This is a genomic window from Pristimantibacillus sp. Z349TD_6, assembly GCF_056173205.1.
Genome location: NZ_CM149662.1, coordinates 4,133,827 through 4,150,651 on the forward strand (window position 1 = coordinate 4,133,827; position 16,825 = coordinate 4,150,651).

The 16,825-nt window shown below is 44.4% G+C and carries 17 protein-coding genes; 3 read left to right on the top strand and 14 right to left on the bottom strand.

Annotation, left to right across the window (positions count from 1 at the left end):
• Nucleotides 1-11: 11 nt before the first annotated feature.
• Complete coding sequence (locus AC0VYE_RS17990) at nt 12-986, top strand: YpdA family putative bacillithiol disulfide reductase (protein ID WP_475442464.1); 975 nt, start codon at nt 12-14, stop codon at nt 984-986.
• A gap of 49 nt (nt 987-1,035) precedes the next feature.
• On the opposite strand, the gene AC0VYE_RS17995 is transcribed toward AC0VYE_RS17990, so the two are convergent.
• The 11 genes from AC0VYE_RS17995 to AC0VYE_RS18045 all read right to left on the bottom strand — a co-directional run bounded on the left by AC0VYE_RS17995 (nt 1,036) and on the right by AC0VYE_RS18045 (nt 11,627).
• Complete coding sequence (locus AC0VYE_RS17995) at nt 1,036-2,379, bottom strand: DUF4129 domain-containing protein (protein WP_475442465.1); 1,344 nt, start codon at nt 2,377-2,379, stop codon at nt 1,036-1,038.
• Entirely contained in the window at nt 2,376-3,518 is a 1,143-nt protein-coding gene (locus AC0VYE_RS18000; RefSeq protein WP_475442466.1) for a DUF58 domain-containing protein, read from the bottom strand. Before AC0VYE_RS18000 ends, AC0VYE_RS17995 begins: the two co-directional genes overlap by 4 nt.
• An 8-nt stretch (nt 3,519-3,526) precedes the next feature.
• Nucleotides 3,527-4,486, bottom strand: coding sequence for an AAA family ATPase (locus AC0VYE_RS18005; protein WP_475442467.1), 960 nt, complete (start codon nt 4,484-4,486; stop codon nt 3,527-3,529).
• Between the two features lie 15 nt (nt 4,487-4,501).
• A complete protein-coding gene (locus AC0VYE_RS18010) occupies nt 4,502-5,425 on the bottom strand; it encodes a polysaccharide deacetylase family protein (protein WP_076265862.1) in 924 nt (307 codons plus the stop codon).
• Nucleotides 5,422-6,405 (bottom strand): phosphotransferase, encoded by a 984-nt coding sequence (locus AC0VYE_RS18015; protein WP_475442468.1) that lies wholly within the window; start codon nt 6,403-6,405, stop codon nt 5,422-5,424. The genes AC0VYE_RS18010 and AC0VYE_RS18015 overlap by 4 nt, the downstream gene beginning before the upstream one ends.
• A gap of 15 nt (nt 6,406-6,420) precedes the next feature.
• Nucleotides 6,421-7,092: an MOSC domain-containing protein gene (locus tag AC0VYE_RS18020; protein WP_475442469.1), complete on the bottom strand. Its 672-nt coding sequence runs from the start codon at nt 7,090-7,092 to the stop codon at nt 6,421-6,423.
• A 268-nt stretch (nt 7,093-7,360) separates the two neighbouring features.
• Entirely contained in the window at nt 7,361-8,974 is a 1,614-nt protein-coding gene (locus tag AC0VYE_RS18025) for an amino acid permease (RefSeq protein WP_475442470.1), read from the bottom strand.
• A 123-nt stretch (nt 8,975-9,097) separates the two neighbouring features.
• Nucleotides 9,098-9,703, bottom strand: coding sequence for a response regulator (locus AC0VYE_RS18030; RefSeq protein ID WP_475442471.1), 606 nt, complete (start codon nt 9,701-9,703; stop codon nt 9,098-9,100).
• A gap of 62 nt (nt 9,704-9,765) precedes the next feature.
• Nucleotides 9,766-10,377: a DUF3298 and DUF4163 domain-containing protein gene (locus AC0VYE_RS18035; RefSeq protein WP_339202640.1), complete on the bottom strand. Its 612-nt coding sequence runs from the start codon at nt 10,375-10,377 to the stop codon at nt 9,766-9,768.
• Nucleotides 10,378-10,392: 15 nt separating this feature from the next.
• Complete coding sequence (locus tag AC0VYE_RS18040) at nt 10,393-10,905, bottom strand: GNAT family N-acetyltransferase (protein WP_475442472.1); 513 nt, start codon at nt 10,903-10,905, stop codon at nt 10,393-10,395.
• A complete protein-coding gene (locus AC0VYE_RS18045) occupies nt 10,902-11,627 on the bottom strand; it encodes a phosphonate ABC transporter ATP-binding protein (protein ID WP_076265856.1) in 726 nt (241 codons plus the stop codon). Before AC0VYE_RS18045 ends, AC0VYE_RS18040 begins: the two co-directional genes overlap by 4 nt.
• A gap of 158 nt (nt 11,628-11,785) precedes the next feature.
• On the opposite strand from AC0VYE_RS18045, the gene AC0VYE_RS18050 reads away from it, so the two are divergent.
• Entirely contained in the window at nt 11,786-12,010 is a 225-nt protein-coding gene (locus AC0VYE_RS18050; protein WP_076265855.1) for a hypothetical protein, read from the top strand.
• Nucleotides 12,011-12,075: 65 nt separating this feature from the next.
• Here AC0VYE_RS18050 and AC0VYE_RS18055 read toward each other — a convergent pair whose 3' ends face one another.
• On the bottom strand, nt 12,076-12,213 hold the full coding sequence (locus AC0VYE_RS18055; RefSeq protein ID WP_179089726.1) for a hypothetical protein: 138 nt from the start codon (nt 12,211-12,213) through the stop codon (nt 12,076-12,078).
• 145 nt (nt 12,214-12,358) lie between these two features.
• On the opposite strand from AC0VYE_RS18055, the gene AC0VYE_RS18060 reads away from it, so the two are divergent.
• Nucleotides 12,359-13,093 carry an HAD family hydrolase gene (locus tag AC0VYE_RS18060; RefSeq protein ID WP_076265854.1) on the top strand — a complete coding sequence of 245 codons (735 nt, stop codon included), beginning with the start codon at nt 12,359-12,361 and terminating at the stop codon, nt 13,091-13,093.
• An 85-nt stretch (nt 13,094-13,178) separates the two neighbouring features.
• On the opposite strand, the gene AC0VYE_RS18065 is transcribed toward AC0VYE_RS18060, so the two are convergent.
• Nucleotides 13,179-15,437 (bottom strand): type IA DNA topoisomerase, encoded by a 2,259-nt coding sequence (locus tag AC0VYE_RS18065; protein ID WP_076265853.1) that lies wholly within the window; start codon nt 15,435-15,437, stop codon nt 13,179-13,181.
• Nucleotides 15,438-15,639: 202 nt separating this feature from the next.
• The gene (locus AC0VYE_RS18070; RefSeq protein ID WP_475442473.1) at nt 15,640-16,800 is read right to left on the bottom strand and encodes a hypothetical protein; all 1,161 of its coding nucleotides are present in this window, start codon (nt 16,798-16,800) and stop codon (nt 15,640-15,642) included.
• Nucleotides 16,801-16,825: the final 25 nt, after the last annotated feature.

The following is a 16,825-nucleotide window of genomic DNA, read 5'->3' on the forward strand; positions in this document are numbered from 1 at the left end:
GGGTAATACGAATGCAAAAAGAAAAAGCCATCATCATTGGAGGCGGTCCGTGCGGCTTGGCAGCAGCGATTGAACTCGAACGGATTGGTCTCCAGCCACTTGTGATAGAGAAACGCAACATTGTACATTCAATCTCGCAATATCCCACTTATATGCAATTTTTCAGCAGTCCAGAAAATCTTGAAATCGGCGATATACCATTCACAACGGCTAACGATAAGCCTTCTAGACTGGAAGCACTTAATTATTATAGAACAGCCGCGCAGCGCAAAAACGTTCGTGTGCAAGCCTATGAAATGATAAATAAGATTACGCCTGAGAATGGACAGTTTATTTTGCATGGAGAAGATCGTTTTGGCGAGAAGCGCACATACCAAAGCAAGTATGTCATCATCGCTACAGGTTATTTTGATCATCCGAATGAGCTGGGCATTCCCGGTGAGCAGCTCGATAAGGTTAGTCATTTCTTCCGCGAATCGCATCCCTACGTTGGCATGAAAGTTGCGATTATTGGCGGCAGCAACTCCGCAATCGATGCGGCATTAGAGCTAGAGCGGGTCGGTGCAGAGGTAACGGTCGTCTATCGCGGCAATGATTATTCCACCAGCATTAAGCCTTGGGTTAAGCCAGGCTTCCAGAGCAAAGTAACGAAAGGCTCCATTCGCATGCTGTTTCAGTCAACTGTAACCTCTATCGAAAACAATGACATCACTGTCCTAGGACCTGAAGGCGAGATCCGTTTGGAAAATGATTTTGTATTAGCATTGACCGGCTTCCATCCCGATCGAAACTTCCTTAACACAAGCGGCGTTACGATTGAGGAAGAAGGGTATCCAACCTTCAACGAAGATACGATGGAAACGAATGTTCCAGGCATTTATCTCGCAGGTGTCGTAGCCTCCAGACATGAAGCAAATGAAATTTTCATCGAATCCGGACGTTATCATGGCCATAAAATTGCCGAACATATTTTAAGCCTCACATGATTATATGGTTAAGCTTTGAATCATACACCAAAAAAAGGGAATCAGCCTATTAGGCTTGATTCCCTTTTTTTTCGAACTGGTTTTTAAAAGCGTTGATTTGTTGGTCATCTGGCTGTTTATCGCCATACCTTGCTTCTTCGTACAACTCAATAAATCGAGGCATATTGTCGAGCTTGCCAGCCTGCCATGTATTCAGGTCTTCTGACGTTTCGCGCGGAGTCATATGTTCTTTGACCGTATACCCCTGTTCGGCGCTGCTTCTCAATAAGCGAGCATATAAAAACCTGATTTTTTCTGTATTTGTTCGCAGCTCATTCCATTCCTGAGCAAAGGAGCGCTTCTTTGGCAGCAGCTGCTTCAGTTTATTGCCCATTTGCTCTCGCCATTTAGTTAATGTCATTAAACTTTCAACTTCGTCTGTAAAACCAACCCCGTTATTGCGGCTATCTGCTCCTCTTTCCTGCAATTTAGCAGCAAGCAGCTTCACCCATTGCATTACCTTTCTAGCAATAAAATAGAACAGAATACAGATAATGATGATGACTAACACGATGCCGATAATTTTCGCAATTTGCTCGAGTAGCAGCATCCAATCAGAAGGCGGCTTCGTTTCCTCCAAAGGCATCTCAGGTGTTGAAGAATCAATAGGTGGTTCTTCGACCGTTGTTTGCTCTCTTGACCGGTTTAGCCAATTCATTATTCGCTCAATGATCGAATGAAAGAAGCTCTCAATCATCTTCTGAATTTGGCGGAAAAGAGCAAGAATGCTAATGATGCTGACGATTACAATAATTAATAGACGATTTTGGCGTTTGAAAGCAAGAGTAGCTGACGTTTTCCCTGAATCTACGGTTTCACTGTTCAAATGCCGCTCATTTGCAAAAAAGAAAAATAAAATGACAGCAGCAATTCCGCAAACGATTAAAACACCGTTGTATTCCATCAGTTTTTTTAACGCAATTATTTTTAACGGCTGCACAGCTACATAAAGGAGAACACCAATCAGCATCTGTGTGTTGGGAAATGAGTTGAACCATCCGCGCAATTGCGCTGACATGCCCTTCATCGCTGCTATAGCTGCAGCAAGTCCGCATACAACCATAGGAACGATATCCACATTGCCTACCCATGCGATAATGAATAAACCGCTATGCAACGCCCCAATAGCGATAGCTAGAAGAAGCTTCACGCCGTATCGTAATCTTGGATATTTTCCGAGGATTAGCGATGCCGCCCAGTAACAGAGAGGAATCGTTGCTATCCATGGCCACAAGGCTCCAGCAGGCAGCAAGTAAACAGCTATCGCTATAAATACGGGCAAATAAAAGAGCAGTTCAATAAAACCTTGACCTAAGGGGTTTAAAGGAAAAGATCGCTTCTGTGGCTCATTCACGCGGTCACCTCTTCTCTGCCGCGACCTGATATCGCTTGTCCATCATCACTAATCGTGGGCTTAGCTTTATCTGTCAGCATCCAAACTGCGACTGCATTGCCGTTGTAGCGAAGCTGTTCAGCTTGTTTTTCCAGTTCTTCGTTCCAATAAGCCGTAATCATTAGCACATCTCGTTCACTGAAGCCGCTTCTTGCTTCGCGTTCCAACAAATGATGAAACAGCTCTGTGCGTTCAATATCGAGCTTCGCCATTTCCTCTAAAATAACGATTAATTGCTCATGCCCGCCTCTAGGTTCAATGTGAACGCTTTCCATCATGCCGGTCAAAGGCATATTGGATGCAAAACCAACTTCCATGCCCTGCTGAATGACAGCTTCAGCCGCCCCTGCTGCCCATTCAATGCCTAGCTCGATTAACGATAAATCAGTTACGCTTCGCCACATGCCCTCTACATCGTCCACATTCAAATAAATCATCAGTCTGCGGTCCGCGGTAAAATCATACTGATGGACTTGAAGGCTTCCTGTTTTTGCAGTAGCTTTCCAATTTATTTGCTTATACGTATCGCCCGCTTGATAATCACGAACGCCTGCAATAATGAATGGATCGTTGATGATCCAGCGACGAATCGATTGATCACCCTGCCAGCTGTGATAAGGCAGCTCATGAATGGGCACCTCGGCAGGCTTTGGATAAACAAGCAGTTCCCCTTGAAGCGCAATTTGAGCGGACGAATGGGTTAAACCAAGCGGATCACCGCCCGTTAACGTGACCGTTTGAAGCTTGTACCAGCCTCGCTTTGCACAAGTGATGCGGTGTGTGCGCGTAATTTTTGTATACGGCGATAGACTGAAGAAGCTCTTATGGTTCTGATAAAGCTGCCCGCTGCTCACAGAAAAATTATCAAGCTGTTGAAAATGAAGATGAGTGGAGAGCTGTGATTCCACGCGCAGCCAAGGCACCGGCAGCCATTTGGCGTTGGCCATCTCTTCTATCATCTCAACCTGCTCGCCGCTATAGCATGTTTTGCTCGTAAAACGCCGTTCATATTGGATACGGCGCAATACGAGCTTTTGAAATATTTTGCCCTGTAGTGACAAAATGACGATTGCAGCTAATATAAACCAAAATAAAATCATCAGGCTGCCTAACGAGCCGTTACGCCTGCTTCAGCAGGCACGGCCGTCAAACGAATAATGTCATCAATAATGGATTCCGCCTGATTTGCCGTACGATGCATGCCGCGAATGGCTAGTCGGTGGGACAAGACCGGCTTCGCCATTGCCTTTATATCATCAGGCGTAACGAAATCACGTCCTCGCAAAATGGCATGTACCTGGGAAGCGCGGAGCAGCGCTTGACTGCCTCGCGGACTGACACCAACAGAAACCTCCTCACGCCTTCGTGTTTGCTCCACGATTTGCAACAAATACTGGAGGATGTCATCGTTCACTTTCACCGCTGAATAGGCTTGCTGTGCCTTCTGAATGACATCTATTCCTGCAACTGGCTCAAGCTCCGCAAGCGGATCATGATCTTTAAACCGTTTTAATAGCTGCAAACCTTCTTCAGTCGTCGGATAACCCATCTTAATTTTGAATAAAAAACGATCGAGCTGGGCTTCCGGAAGTGGAAACGTTCCTTGATGCTCCACTGGATTTTGTGTAGCAATAACCATAAATGGACGTTCCAAATATTTGGTTTCACCGTCGATGCTGATTTGACGCTCTTCCATACATTCGAGCAAACTCGACTGGGTACGAGGCGTCGCACGATTAATCTCATCTGCTAACAGTAAATGAGTAAACAATGGACCAGCTCTGAATTCAAACTCGCTTATTTTTTGATTATAGAAATGAATGCCGCTTAGATCCGATGGAAGCAAATCGGGTGTAAATTGAATTCGCCGGAAAGATAAAGCCAATGATTTGGCCATAGATTTAGCGAGCAAGGTCTTTCCTGTTCCTGGCACATCCTCAAGCAGCACATGCCCTGATGTAAGGAGCCCGATGAGCATTAGTTCTACAACTTCCTCTTTGCCTACGATGACGCGTCCAATATTAGATTTCAATTGTTCGGATAGTAGTTTTATCGCTTCAATAGACATAAGTCAACTCCTTCGTTAGGTTGTAAAGCCTGTTCGAGCACGCTGCAGTTTTTGCAGTTCACTCCAGCGAATCATGCGGATGTTTTCTTTTTGCAACGTATTCTTGATCTCAGCATCACGGAATAATTCGAACTCCATTCCCCGCTTTAGAGGCTGCATGTGAAAAGCATTCAGCTCATCGGTTACAAGAGACGGATGTATAATAATTTCAGAAACGCCTGGTTGCAGACCCTCAAGTACCTGCTGCATGCTTGCCTTTAGAGAATCAAATGTTTCACCCTCCTCCAAGTGGAACGGCAAGCCGATTAAATAATCAAGGATAACAACACCCTTCGAATCCGCCAGCATTCCGAGCTGTTTGGCTTGCTCTTCCAGCTCAGGAGAAGCCACTTGACCAATATTTTGCCTTAAATTACGCGGCAAACGGAAAGGCAGGCCATAGGAAGCGCATACATCCAGAACGATAGATAAGAAATTTCTGCCCGTTGCTAACCCATACAAGCTTCCCATGTGATTGTCCGCATGCGATGGTTTCATCCCCATAGCTAAAGCCATTTCAATTTGTGCGATAAGTTCTTCTTTTACTTGCTCTGGATCAGCTTGCAGCTCAAAGGTTTTACTGTCCTTTGGGAAATAATTTTCATGGGTGACAAGCGAACTTGTGCTTCCTTTGCGGTTGACTGGACCCCAGCGGTACATATCCCATTCGCTAGTAAATGTGAAATGGACACCCACATCGATTTGCGGATGCCTTGCACTCCATAGTGCTGCTTCCCTTGCCCAGCCGCAAGGCATCATAATCGTCGCCGAGCTCACCGTTTGTTCTAGCAGCAGCTGCTGAATGCCGACATTTACCGAATGGCATACTCCATAGTCATCTGCGTTAATAATGAGCAGTTTTTCGTTCTCGCCGTATCCGAGTGCTTTGGCTAAACTCATGAAAAATCATCCTCCCAATGTTCATTAATCCAGCGGCAGCCAAATGCTGACTGATCGATAATGCCGCAAAGTATTTCCTCATCATCTAAATTATCTCTTAAGCGTATGGCAAAATGCAATGCTACATCAAGCAATCTTAATTTCATTAATATCGGCAATATCTTAATTTCATGAAGAGTTAACGGATTCGTATCCTGATATCCCTGCAATAAAAGCTTCACCTTCTCTTTTATATTTAGGTCATCTGGTTTTATGATATCGACAATAATGACAGCAAGCTCCATCGCTCTAACATCGACAGTCGTGAATTCAAAATCCAGCACGCCTACGATTTCATCACCTTGACATACCGTATTATTAAATACCAAATCACCATGGATCCATTGTTCCGGCAGCCCGACCAGTTGATTACAATCCTCTTTTAGCTTCAGGCGCTCCTCATGCAAGGCCATGAAGCTTGATTTTCTACCTTTAAGATCTACGGAAAGCTCCGCCATTGCAAAAAAGGCGTCCTCATCCATCAAGGCATATGTATTCTCCAGCATAAAATAAGGGCTATAAAGCGGTAAGCCTTTTGGGTTTATTCCGCTCATAGCGCTAGAAAGCCTCGCAGCTGTAACGCCTAGCGCATAAACATGCGCTGGGTTTGAAACCGTCGGTCGGTCACCATCAATAAACTGAAATAATGACGATAAGGTGCCGTCTGTTGCAACGCTAATCGTTTCGCCTTGTTTATTCTGAACGGGAATCGGCACCTTAAAGGTTAGCTTCTGTTTATTCAAGTCGTTCAGTACCTCATGTTCAAGCCTTACAATATCCATATCCTTATGGTTATTGTAAATGCGCAGGACAAATTTTTTATTTCCCGACGAAATGATTCGAGTCGTATTATTCATTCCGCTATCCCGGCTCTCAATATGACAAGGCTCGGCGAACGCATATGCATCTAAATACGTTGTAAAATCTATGGTGTCGGTCAAAGCAGACAAGCCTCCTTATTGATCAAGCTGCAATCTTGTCAAGCGAGCCCCTAGCTGTTCCTGCCAGCTCGCAGCCAATTCTTTCACTTCAAGCAGCTCTCTTATTCCCTTTATGTCATCTTTATCACGGTACATGACACGGTTAGCTTCCATAACCGTTTTACGGGCCGGATGTTTATATTTAATTTCAAACGTCATCCCTGCCTGTATATGGCCCTCTTGGAGTACGCGGAAATAAAGACCTGTGTAGCCTTCACGCTGAACATGTCCCGGCAATTCCGGCAGCTTATGCCGCAGCCCCAGCTTATAGCACGGCTGTCTTGGCTGACTTACTTGGAGGATCACATCACCTGCCTGGATTATATCGCCGATGCACAAATCTCCTTCTGTCCAGCTCGAGAGGGTAAAGTTTTCACCAAAGGCTCCGTAATCAAATGGCTCCTCGTATTTCTCACGCCAATAGGCGTATCGTTGCTCGAAATAGACGCATACCGCTTTGTCCGGTCCACCATGATGAATCGTATCGCCTTGTCCATCGCCCTCAAGTCCTATAGTGCTCAAAGCATGGGTTGCTAGTGAAGGCTGCTTATAGATTCCTGTTAATACTTCTTTGCTGCCATGTGTTATTGATTTCGGCATTCCTATATTTAGTGACACAAGTTTAGCTGTTTCTATATGATGTGTCATTCTCTTCGTTCCTCCTATAATGATCTCTCATTTGACTATTATAATCTTCTTAGGGAGATGTTGGCAAAGAGAGATGACTATATCAATAATTTTTGTGATTTTCCCTTTACCCGCAACGCTTTCGACACATTCTACTTGCGTTAGCCACTGGCTGTCGAAAACCTCTCTTTTCTGTTACTTATTGCGTTTCCCCGGGAAATGTTTTTTAAATAGTCCGACTATTTCCTGAATGAGCATATCATTATTTCCCGCAGCATCGATCAACAGATTAATTTAAAGGAAACTTTCTTTCCATAAAATAAAGCTCCTTGCGCGAACGATTAACTCTGCTCTGCAGGCTCATCTCATGTTTTTGCCGATACTTTAGCTCCATGAAAAAGATTAAAGTAAGGATGATAAAAGCTGCAATTGAGCCTCGATAATCGATGAATATAGCAGCCAATATCGTTGTTATGAGCAGCCAAGCTATAGAAACCACATGAATTGGGATACTCCAGCTGCCCAAATGCCACGGTGAAGCATGCAACCGTGTATGGTTCTTTCCCTGTTTTATTTTCCAGGCAATCGGTATGGCATAAGATGAATTTAAACATATTATCGCTGCAGTTAGAAGAAAAATGATTGTATCTTCTCTATAGCTGAAAAAAGCAATGAGAAGAATAGTTAGTGAAATGACCGCACACAACCAGACGGCAGGAATGGGCGTCTGATGCCGCTCCGACACGTTAGACCACCGTTGGCTCAGCGGCATGGCGCCATCACGCGCTAAGCTGTATACAATCCGCGAGCATACTGTCATCGTCTGCAGTCCGCTGCTCCATAATGATAGAATGACAAAAATAATGATTATACTGGTGCCGCCCCAGCCAGCAGCTGCCGTTTGTAGAAACGTTCCCAACCAGCTTGGTCCGTTAGACAATGGAATGGATATAAGCATAAAGCTCAGAAGTACAAAACCAATAACAAATGTGTAAGCAGTAGATAAAAAAATCGACCAAGGTGCTCGTACACGAGGATCAATTGTTTCTTCCGAGCCTTGGCTTGAGCCCTCCATGCCAATAAATAGCTTTAACAAAAGGAGCGTACCGCTGACGAATGATCCCGCCTGCACGGTACCATTCCACTCTGCATTTTGAAATTGATACATCAATACAGGAGAATAGCTGCCTGGCCATGCAAGCCAAGCTAGCCCAGCAATAATGAATAAAGCGATAAATACTTGCAGTATAACGCCGCCTGCTTGCAGCTTGCTTAACATCCGGTTTCCAAAGTGGTTCACAGCACCTTGGGAAGCAGTCAGCACTGCAACGACACACCAAAAAGTGAAATCCGAGGTTTGATAACCAATTCGAGCGGACATCAAACCGTCCAGTAAAGCTGCACATGCGCAGTTTAGCAGCGTAAGCATAGCTAAATGTCCAGCTGCTTGAAGCCAGCCTGCTCGCACTCCCCATGAGCGCCCGCCTAATGAGGATGCCGTATGATAAATCCCGCCTGCAGTCGGTGTCACAGATGAGAGTTCTGCGAGAGATGCACTTAAAATAAGTGCAAATAAAGCGATTATAGGCAAACCAAATCCAATAACCGACGGTCCCCCCTCTCCGATCGCTGGCCCAAACAAAAAAGCTGAGCTTCCAATTAGACCGAGCACATTAAACGATAAACCAAATGACGATAACCCGCCGAACCGCCGTCTAAGCTGCTGCGCTAAACCATAACGATGCAAATCATGTTTGTCCTGCAGCAACTGCGCCTGCAAGCCATAACCAATTAGATTCTGATGCTTAGATAATGAAATGGACTGTTGCGCTTTAAACGCAATGGCAATAATCACGGCAATGACAATCGCAAATAATAATAATCCCGCTAGCATTAAAATCATCCAATCACCCTCCTACGTAACTGTATGAGTGGTTTGGATGTCACATGCAAAAGGAAGAATGATTAAAGCGCATAACAAAAACTCGCATCCATCAAGATGCGAGTCGATTGATTTCTATTTTTTTCACTTAGCTTGATTAGAACTTTGCTCCAGTATTCCATAAACGAGTGATTTGAGCTCTATGATATCAAAGGGCTTCGTAAAACAATGTGTAATGCCAAGCGCAAGCGCCTCTTCCATTATGTCTGGATCTGCATATGCCGTTATGAGAATGACAGGCACCTCTGGCGACAGCATTCTTATCCCGCGCAAAATTTCTATCCCATCCATTTCGGGCATTTTCAAATCAAGCAGTACACAATTCGGCTTCTGCTTCTCGTAAATGTCCAAGGCGATACTGCCGCTTTCAGCTTCATAAACATCAATTCCCTGTGCAGCAAACAATTCAACAAGCATCATTCGAATAGCGGGTTGATCATCTACAACTAAAATCTTATAGAGCATATCTGCTGAATAAGGCATCGAGCTTATAGTTGCTTTCGCAGATGCCTCAGCAAGGGGTTGATCTGCTATTCGATTCGTAGATATTGACGTAACTGTCGCGGATGGTAAAACAGGCGTCCTTTCGATGGAGCGTTGCTGCTCCTTTTCCATTTTTCGTTGGTGAAAGAAGACAAACGACACCGCGACAATTAATGCTGCTGCGAATAATATGAGAAAATATATCAATGCGTCGTCTCCTTATGTTCTTAGGCTGAATAACTGCTAAGAGAAAATGGTTTCATTCAGAATTAGTCATTAACCAGCATCGGACCAAGTGGACCATCTTCATTAATGATATCTTGCAGTTCGTAGACGGATATTGGAAAATACAGAAATCCAAACACATAAGCCGCCAGCTCATATAGCTGGAAATAGACGACAAGTGAACGGTCCGCTACGTAATAGTCCTGGTCAGGTCTTATGGATTTGAAAGGCTCCAGCGTATCAATCTTTCTTGCCAAGATTTGTGCGCTCACGATAGCGCTTATCCGTCCCACATAATCCGACCCAGGCTTAAACAGCTGGGCCAGCGTATAGGTTTGTCCTGTCGATTGCTTAAAAGTAAGCGATTGCTGAAGCGTCAAGCCATGAGCTCCACCAGTAAAGGCATAATTGAACAAGGAAAGACTAAGATAATCCTTTTGATTATTTTTCTGTTCAAAATAACCTAGCATCTGCGCTCTCGGATCATCAAGCGAGCCTTGATTATGAACCATCTGCTGCACGGTATGATGAATCGTATGGTTAATCTTTTTATCTGCAGCTTCGCTTCTGCCTCCGCTCACATAAGGCAAAGACAGCTCGGCTTTCGGAAAATCAGCTTTTGCCGTTTGGATAACGACTGGCGGTTGAAATGACATATGAAAGACACCTTCCTATTCGGTAAGATGCTCCATTGTATGCAATACACGTCTCATCTCATGCCAAACGATTCCGCCATGCGTAGAAGCGGATACCCCTCTACGCTCAAATTGCTCCGATTCGTAGAACGGAATCAGATGCTCCTCGCACATCAGTATTATGGTTTCAATGCGTGATGATCTACATTGTTCAATCAGCTTCCTCAGCAACATCGTGCCGATTCCATGCCCGCGATAATGCGCATCAACTGCTATAGAAAGGATGCAAAAGTTGTTCCCCTCAAAAAAATCAGCTTGATTCCCCTTCATCTCATCTCCGCAATCAGTCTGTGAAGTACGGATGCCGTTTGTTATTCCAATTAATTGGTCGCCAAGCCAAGCTGACCAAAAGAATGAACGATAATGCTTATAGCGAAATTGAAACCCCGCCATGGTAGCAGCAGCTTCAGGAGAATAGCATTTTTGTTCTAGCTTAATAGCAGCGTCAAGCTCATCTTCTGTTATGAGACGTAGTACGATCTCGTTCACAGGAGTGCCTTCTCGCGTTCAGTCAATCTTCTGCCGCTTACGTTTAGAACAAGTTTACCGTCTTTCAAGCCGAGAATTTGATCAGCAAATCGCTCCGCCCAGTCCCCCTGATGCATAACAGCGATCACAATAACGCCTTGCTCCTTGCATAGCGCTTTCAAATCAGTTAGGACTTGATCCGCTGTATGGGGATCAAGACCCGAAACCGGCTCGTCGGCTGCAATGACTTTAGCGCCATGAACGAGTGCTCTTGCAATAGCCATACGCTGCCGTTCGCCCCCGCTTAGAGTGCTCGCCTTCTGATGTGCTTTATCAAGCAGGCCGCGTTTTTCGATCATATCCATTGCGCCCATATAATCATCATTACGTACCATCCCGGTCCATCTCCGCCAAGCAGGCGTTTGTGAAATTGAACCGATAATAACATTTTTTAATCCCGTCTTGTTCGGGAATAGAAAAGGTTTTTCTTCCACATAAGCAACCTCTCTGCGAACTTTAAGCTTGCCTTTGAATCCTTCTTTGAAAATATCTTTGCCATCAAATTGATAGGAGCCTTCACTCCACTTTTCTTGCAAAGCTAGGCACCGAAGAAGTGTGGACTTCCCGCTTCCGCTATCACCTTTAATGGCAATAAAGTCGCCAGGATAAGCCTCAAAGCTAATATCATCGAGCACCTTAGGCCCGCCTGGAATACGTCTGGATAAGTTCTTTACTTTGATCATTTTCCGCTCTCCTTCTGTTTGCAGCAACTGCTTCTATGAATCTAGTTTACGTTAAACAAAAAACAGTTTCCATACGAACAAATGTTTGGTATAATAAAAACAAGAACAAACGTTCTAATGATCGACGAATTCAACATTTTGAAGGAGGCCTGATCACCATGAATAACATCTGCGAAAATTTCCGATATGTAGAGAATGAACGTCCTGGACGCGACTTAACTTTTAAGTTTTACGCCGATGGACGGCTTATTATCATCGATAATGTTGCAGAGGAGGTGATCACTCCCAAAGATTTAAAGGGCGCCAGCAAGGACTTCTACGTTCGCAGGCGTATCGCTTTCATTAAGAATCAATTAAAAGCTTCACAGCTTAAATATGCATAACATGGATTAGAAGGAGAGCTGAAGCAATTCAAGCTCTCCTTCTGTGTTTTTAAAAACTTGCTTCATTAAGGGAGCTGTTTGTTAATACCGTTTAAGCTCGCAGGCCGCTTCGCGAATTTATCGGTTTTAAGCTTGCCTGACTGTCCACGCAAGGTAGAATGATTTTGACGAGATTCTCCATTGCCGTTTTTGTTGATAGCCATTGCAATCACCTCCACTATCATTATGCCGATATGATTGAATATGTATGTAAAAGCAGTTCCTCTCTTACACCCTACATTGACTCGACCCTGCCACTTGCGGTAGATTGATCATACAGTTTCAAGTTTTGCAAAGGAGATCGTATACATGAAGCAACAAATTATGTTTGACCTCGACGATACATTAATTCACTGCAATAAATACTTTTACTTGGTCATTGATCAATTTATTGATGCGATGACCACTTGGTTCGGCAGCTCTCCCCTCGTTTCAATACAAGCCATCCGAGACAAGCAAATGGAGATCGATATTGCCGGCGTAGCCGTATTCGGATTTAAAAGCGAGCATTTCCCACAATCGTTTGTTGATACTTACATTCACTTCTCTCATTTGACTGGTCGCAAGAGATCAACAAACGAAGAAAACTTTCTATGGAAGCTTGGCTTAAGCGTATATGAGCACGATACCGAGCCGTATCCAAATATGGAACAAACCTTGTTCTCACTAGCGGAGGCCGGCCATGAGCTTCATCTCTATACGGGGGGCGAGATGCCTATTCAACGACGCAAGATTGAGAAATTAAACTTGGAGCGTTATTTCGATTCCCGCATCTACATTCGCCGTGTCAAAAATAGCGACGCATTAGAAACCATTTTGTCCAATGGTGTCTTCGATCGCAACAGTACGTGGATGGTTGGCAATTCCATTCGAACCGATGTTGTTCCTGCATTAACAGCAGGTATTCACGCTATTCATATGCGTGCGATAACCGAATGGGAATATAACATCATTCAGATTGAAGTGGAACCAAAAGGTGCTTTTTTAACCTTGGATCATCTAAAGGATGTCCCAGGCGCAATTCATGGGTACGTTAATCGATAATGGAATAACAAAAACAAATAAACCCGAATTCGCCAGAAGCATCAGAGGACGAATTCGGGTATTTTCTATGTGAGAAAAATGGCCTCTACTGTTCGATTGCCAGTTCTCCGGTATCCACATTTCTAAGCACTATTTTTCCTTCTCCAGGCGTACCATCCGGAAGCTCAAGCTTCAGCTTAGTCGTCTTCCCCTTCTCGACTAAAGCTTTCACCTGGGTATCCGTCAAATTCCTGCCAAAGCTTTCTTTCCATATAACGAATTTACAACCTTCCTTATAGTGAGAACAGCCATAGCCTTTGCGCCCCATAAAGATGGAACCGCCACAGCCTGGCCTTGGACAAGTGGCAATAACAGTCGGGCTGCCTGATACAGTAGAAGCAGCTGATGCCGCTTTTTTTGCCGCTCCAGCCGTTTTAGTTGAGGCTGTACGGGTGCGAGTCGCTGTACCTGACTTCCCGCCAGAGCCCTTGCCGGAAGCAGGAGCTTCACTCTCAAATGATGTTTTGGCGGCTCGTGATTGAACGCGAACCTTGTCCACGATCATCGTCGCGAATTTTTTTACATTTTCCATGAATTGTCCATCCGAAGCTGTTCCTCGGGATATCTCGTTCAATCGTCGCTCCCACAACCCCGTCATCTCAGGAGAGGTAAGCAAATCAATACCAGCACCACGAATCAGCTCAATTGCCGTTCGTCCTTTTTGTGTAACTTGTATTTTTTTGCCCTGCATTTCCACATAACCAACGTTTTTCAGCCGCTCAATCGTAGCTGCGCGCGTAGCTGGTGTACCTAATCCTGAATCTTTCATTGCATCTCGGACATCCTCGTCCTCAATTTGTTTGCCTGCGCTCTCCATTGCTTTAAGCAGTGTACCCTCCGTGTAATGCTTGGGAGGCTGTGTGTCCTTCTCTTTCACAATGGCATCCGAACAGATAATCCCTGCATCTGCTGATATGGAGAACGGCTCATTTACTTCAATTTCTTCGTCCTCTGCTTCTTCCTTATCCTTGCTTTTGGCTGAAGGTTTTGCCTTCTCCTTCTTCTGGTCAGCATAGATGACCTTCCATCCTAAGCTAAGAAGCTCCTTAACCGTCGTTTTGAACATTTCGTTTTCTACCTCAGTCAAGACGGTGTGTACCTTATATTCAGCAGCTGGATAAAATTGCGACAAAAACCTTCGCACGATCAAATCATACAGCTTTTGCTCATCAGGGCTAAGTCCATTTGCTTTACGATTCGTTGGCAAAATGGCATGGTGATCCTCAACCTTAGTTGGGTTGCAAATAAATTTATTTCCCTTATGCACAAGGCTCCGATTAGCCCCTTTGACGAGATCATCATAGGCGGTACCTTGAAGTGCATTCAACGTTTTGTGCATTTCAGGAATGTTCTGCTCAGTCACGTAATTTGAGTTTGTTCTCGGATAAGAAATAACTTTATGCTTCTCGTACAAAGCCTGTGCTGTATCCAACGTTTTTTTCGCAGAAAAAGCATATTTGCCATTGGCTTCCCTCTGCAAAAGAGTGAGATCGTATAGCTTAAACGGATACTCCTTCGTATCCTTAACTTCATAAGACGCAATTCGTCCCGCCTTGCCTTTAACCTTTGCCGCAACGGCCTCAACTTTTGCTTGATCTGTCATTCTCTCGGCCTGCCACATGCCGCGGTACGTCATTTCATCCTGTGTGAAGTGTCCTTCCAGTTCAAAAAATTTCAAAGAGGAGAATGCTTCAATTTGCTTCTGCCGATCATATATAAGGGCAAGCACTGGCGTCTGAACTCTGCCAACCGATAGCAGCACATTATGCTTCGTTGTAAAAGCACGTGAACCGTTCATGCCGATCAGCCAATCCGCCTCGCTTCTTGCTGTTGCCGCGCGGGTCAAATTCTCATATTCGGCGCCCTCTTTCAATTCCTCGAACCCTTTTCGAATCGTCTCTGGTGTAAGGTCTGAAATCCAGAGCCGCTTAACGGGTTGGTTTAACTTAAGATGACGCTGGATAAGGGAAAAAATATATTGCCCTTCTCGCCCGGCATCACAAGAGTTGACAAGTAAATTACTGCGTTTTGCCAGATCACCGATAACCTTAAGCTGATCGATTGTTTTTTTGTTCGGTACGAGCTTGAACTGTGTCGGTATAATGGGAAGATCATTAATATTCCACTTTTTGTAACGATCATCATAGGCATCAGGCTCTGCAAGACCGATTAAATGACCGATCGCCCATGTAATAATATAATGCTCGCCTTCTATGTAGGAACGGTGATTTTTTGCTTTAGGATCGATTGCGGCTGCTATATTTCGTCCCATATCAGGTTTTTCCGCAATGATTAGTGTCTTCAAAAGATTATCGCTCCTTCATTAAGCTTTTCGAAAGTCTAACGTCTATCGCTCTCCACAATTAGCTATAAACGTTTCGCACTGTACAGCCACTAGAACATTTTACAGATTTCCGCGCAAAAAAGAAATGTTTTTCCCCATATCAAGTTTGAAATTTCTCCATAGAAAAAAGCAAACCCAAGTGGGAGAGTTGTCCCAATTGGGTTCACGGAAGGTCTGTGTTAATAGCCGGCTTCTCCATATAGGCAATGATTTTGGCGAAAATCGAACGAACACCGTCCGACCACTTCGGGTCTTCCGCATACTTTCGATTAATCCATGTAAAAGGATCTACTTCTGCCGGTCTATCCTTGCTTAAGTTAAATACGGTTCGCGCCGCAATTTCTGCCGATTGCTTAATATTGGTGTTAAAATCCTGCCAGCTATGAAAAACATTAAAAGGATTATTGGCAATCTCTTTATGCTGCTTATTCGTTTTTGGTACAAACCCTTGCTCTTGTCCAGTTATAGCGAATAAGACGGCCGGATGAATATCGAAGGCTTGCGCTGCCGTTATAATTGCTCCAAAATAAGGCTCCTCAGCTAGTATGGATGATTTCGTCTTTAAAAATGAGATCAACCGAGCTTGATCAATTTCTTGATAACGAAGCTCGATAGGCAGCCCGTCTACAGGAACAACAATAGGTTGAACTTGGTTCACAACAACGGGTGGCTGCAGCTTGTTGTCAGACGGAAAATTTAAAGACCAGCCATACAATAAAGTAGCTGCAATTAATAGAATACTTAATGTGCTGTATATATAAGTTCTCGTACTAATCCTACGTGCTAACGTATTGCTCCATATCGTTGCAGGTAATGAAATGACCTCTGCTTGAGTTGAAGCTTGCGTCATATTACGCGATTCAGCACCTTCAGTAATAAGCAATCCTCTCAGCTGCGTCAGAAGGCCATTATCAGCCTCATTTGAAGCTACACCCGATTGCTCCCCGTTTAATACGAGTTCGTCCATTACACGCTGCATGAGAGGCTTCTTGCAGCTTATGAGCAGCTGCTCCTCCAGCCAATCATGGAACGGATCATATATTTCTGCCGAGGTTCGATCTAGCTCTAAGCAGGCTTGAAAAATATCTTCCGCTCTAACCGGTCTTTGCCGCTCCAAAACAGCTGTTCTAATGAGCATTTCTGTGACGGAGCGTTTAATGCTGGTCTCGAAATTCGGTAATTGCTTATGTATTATGCGTTTGACTGCATCCGCTACAATTTCTGCTCGTTTTTCCCCAGGCAGCGCAGCGTATTTGTGTTGTACATAACTTCGAATATTTCGAACGTCTGTTGGTGACAAAACATATGCTTCATCGGCTGCCATGACGAATCGCCCCTTCGCGTCATCT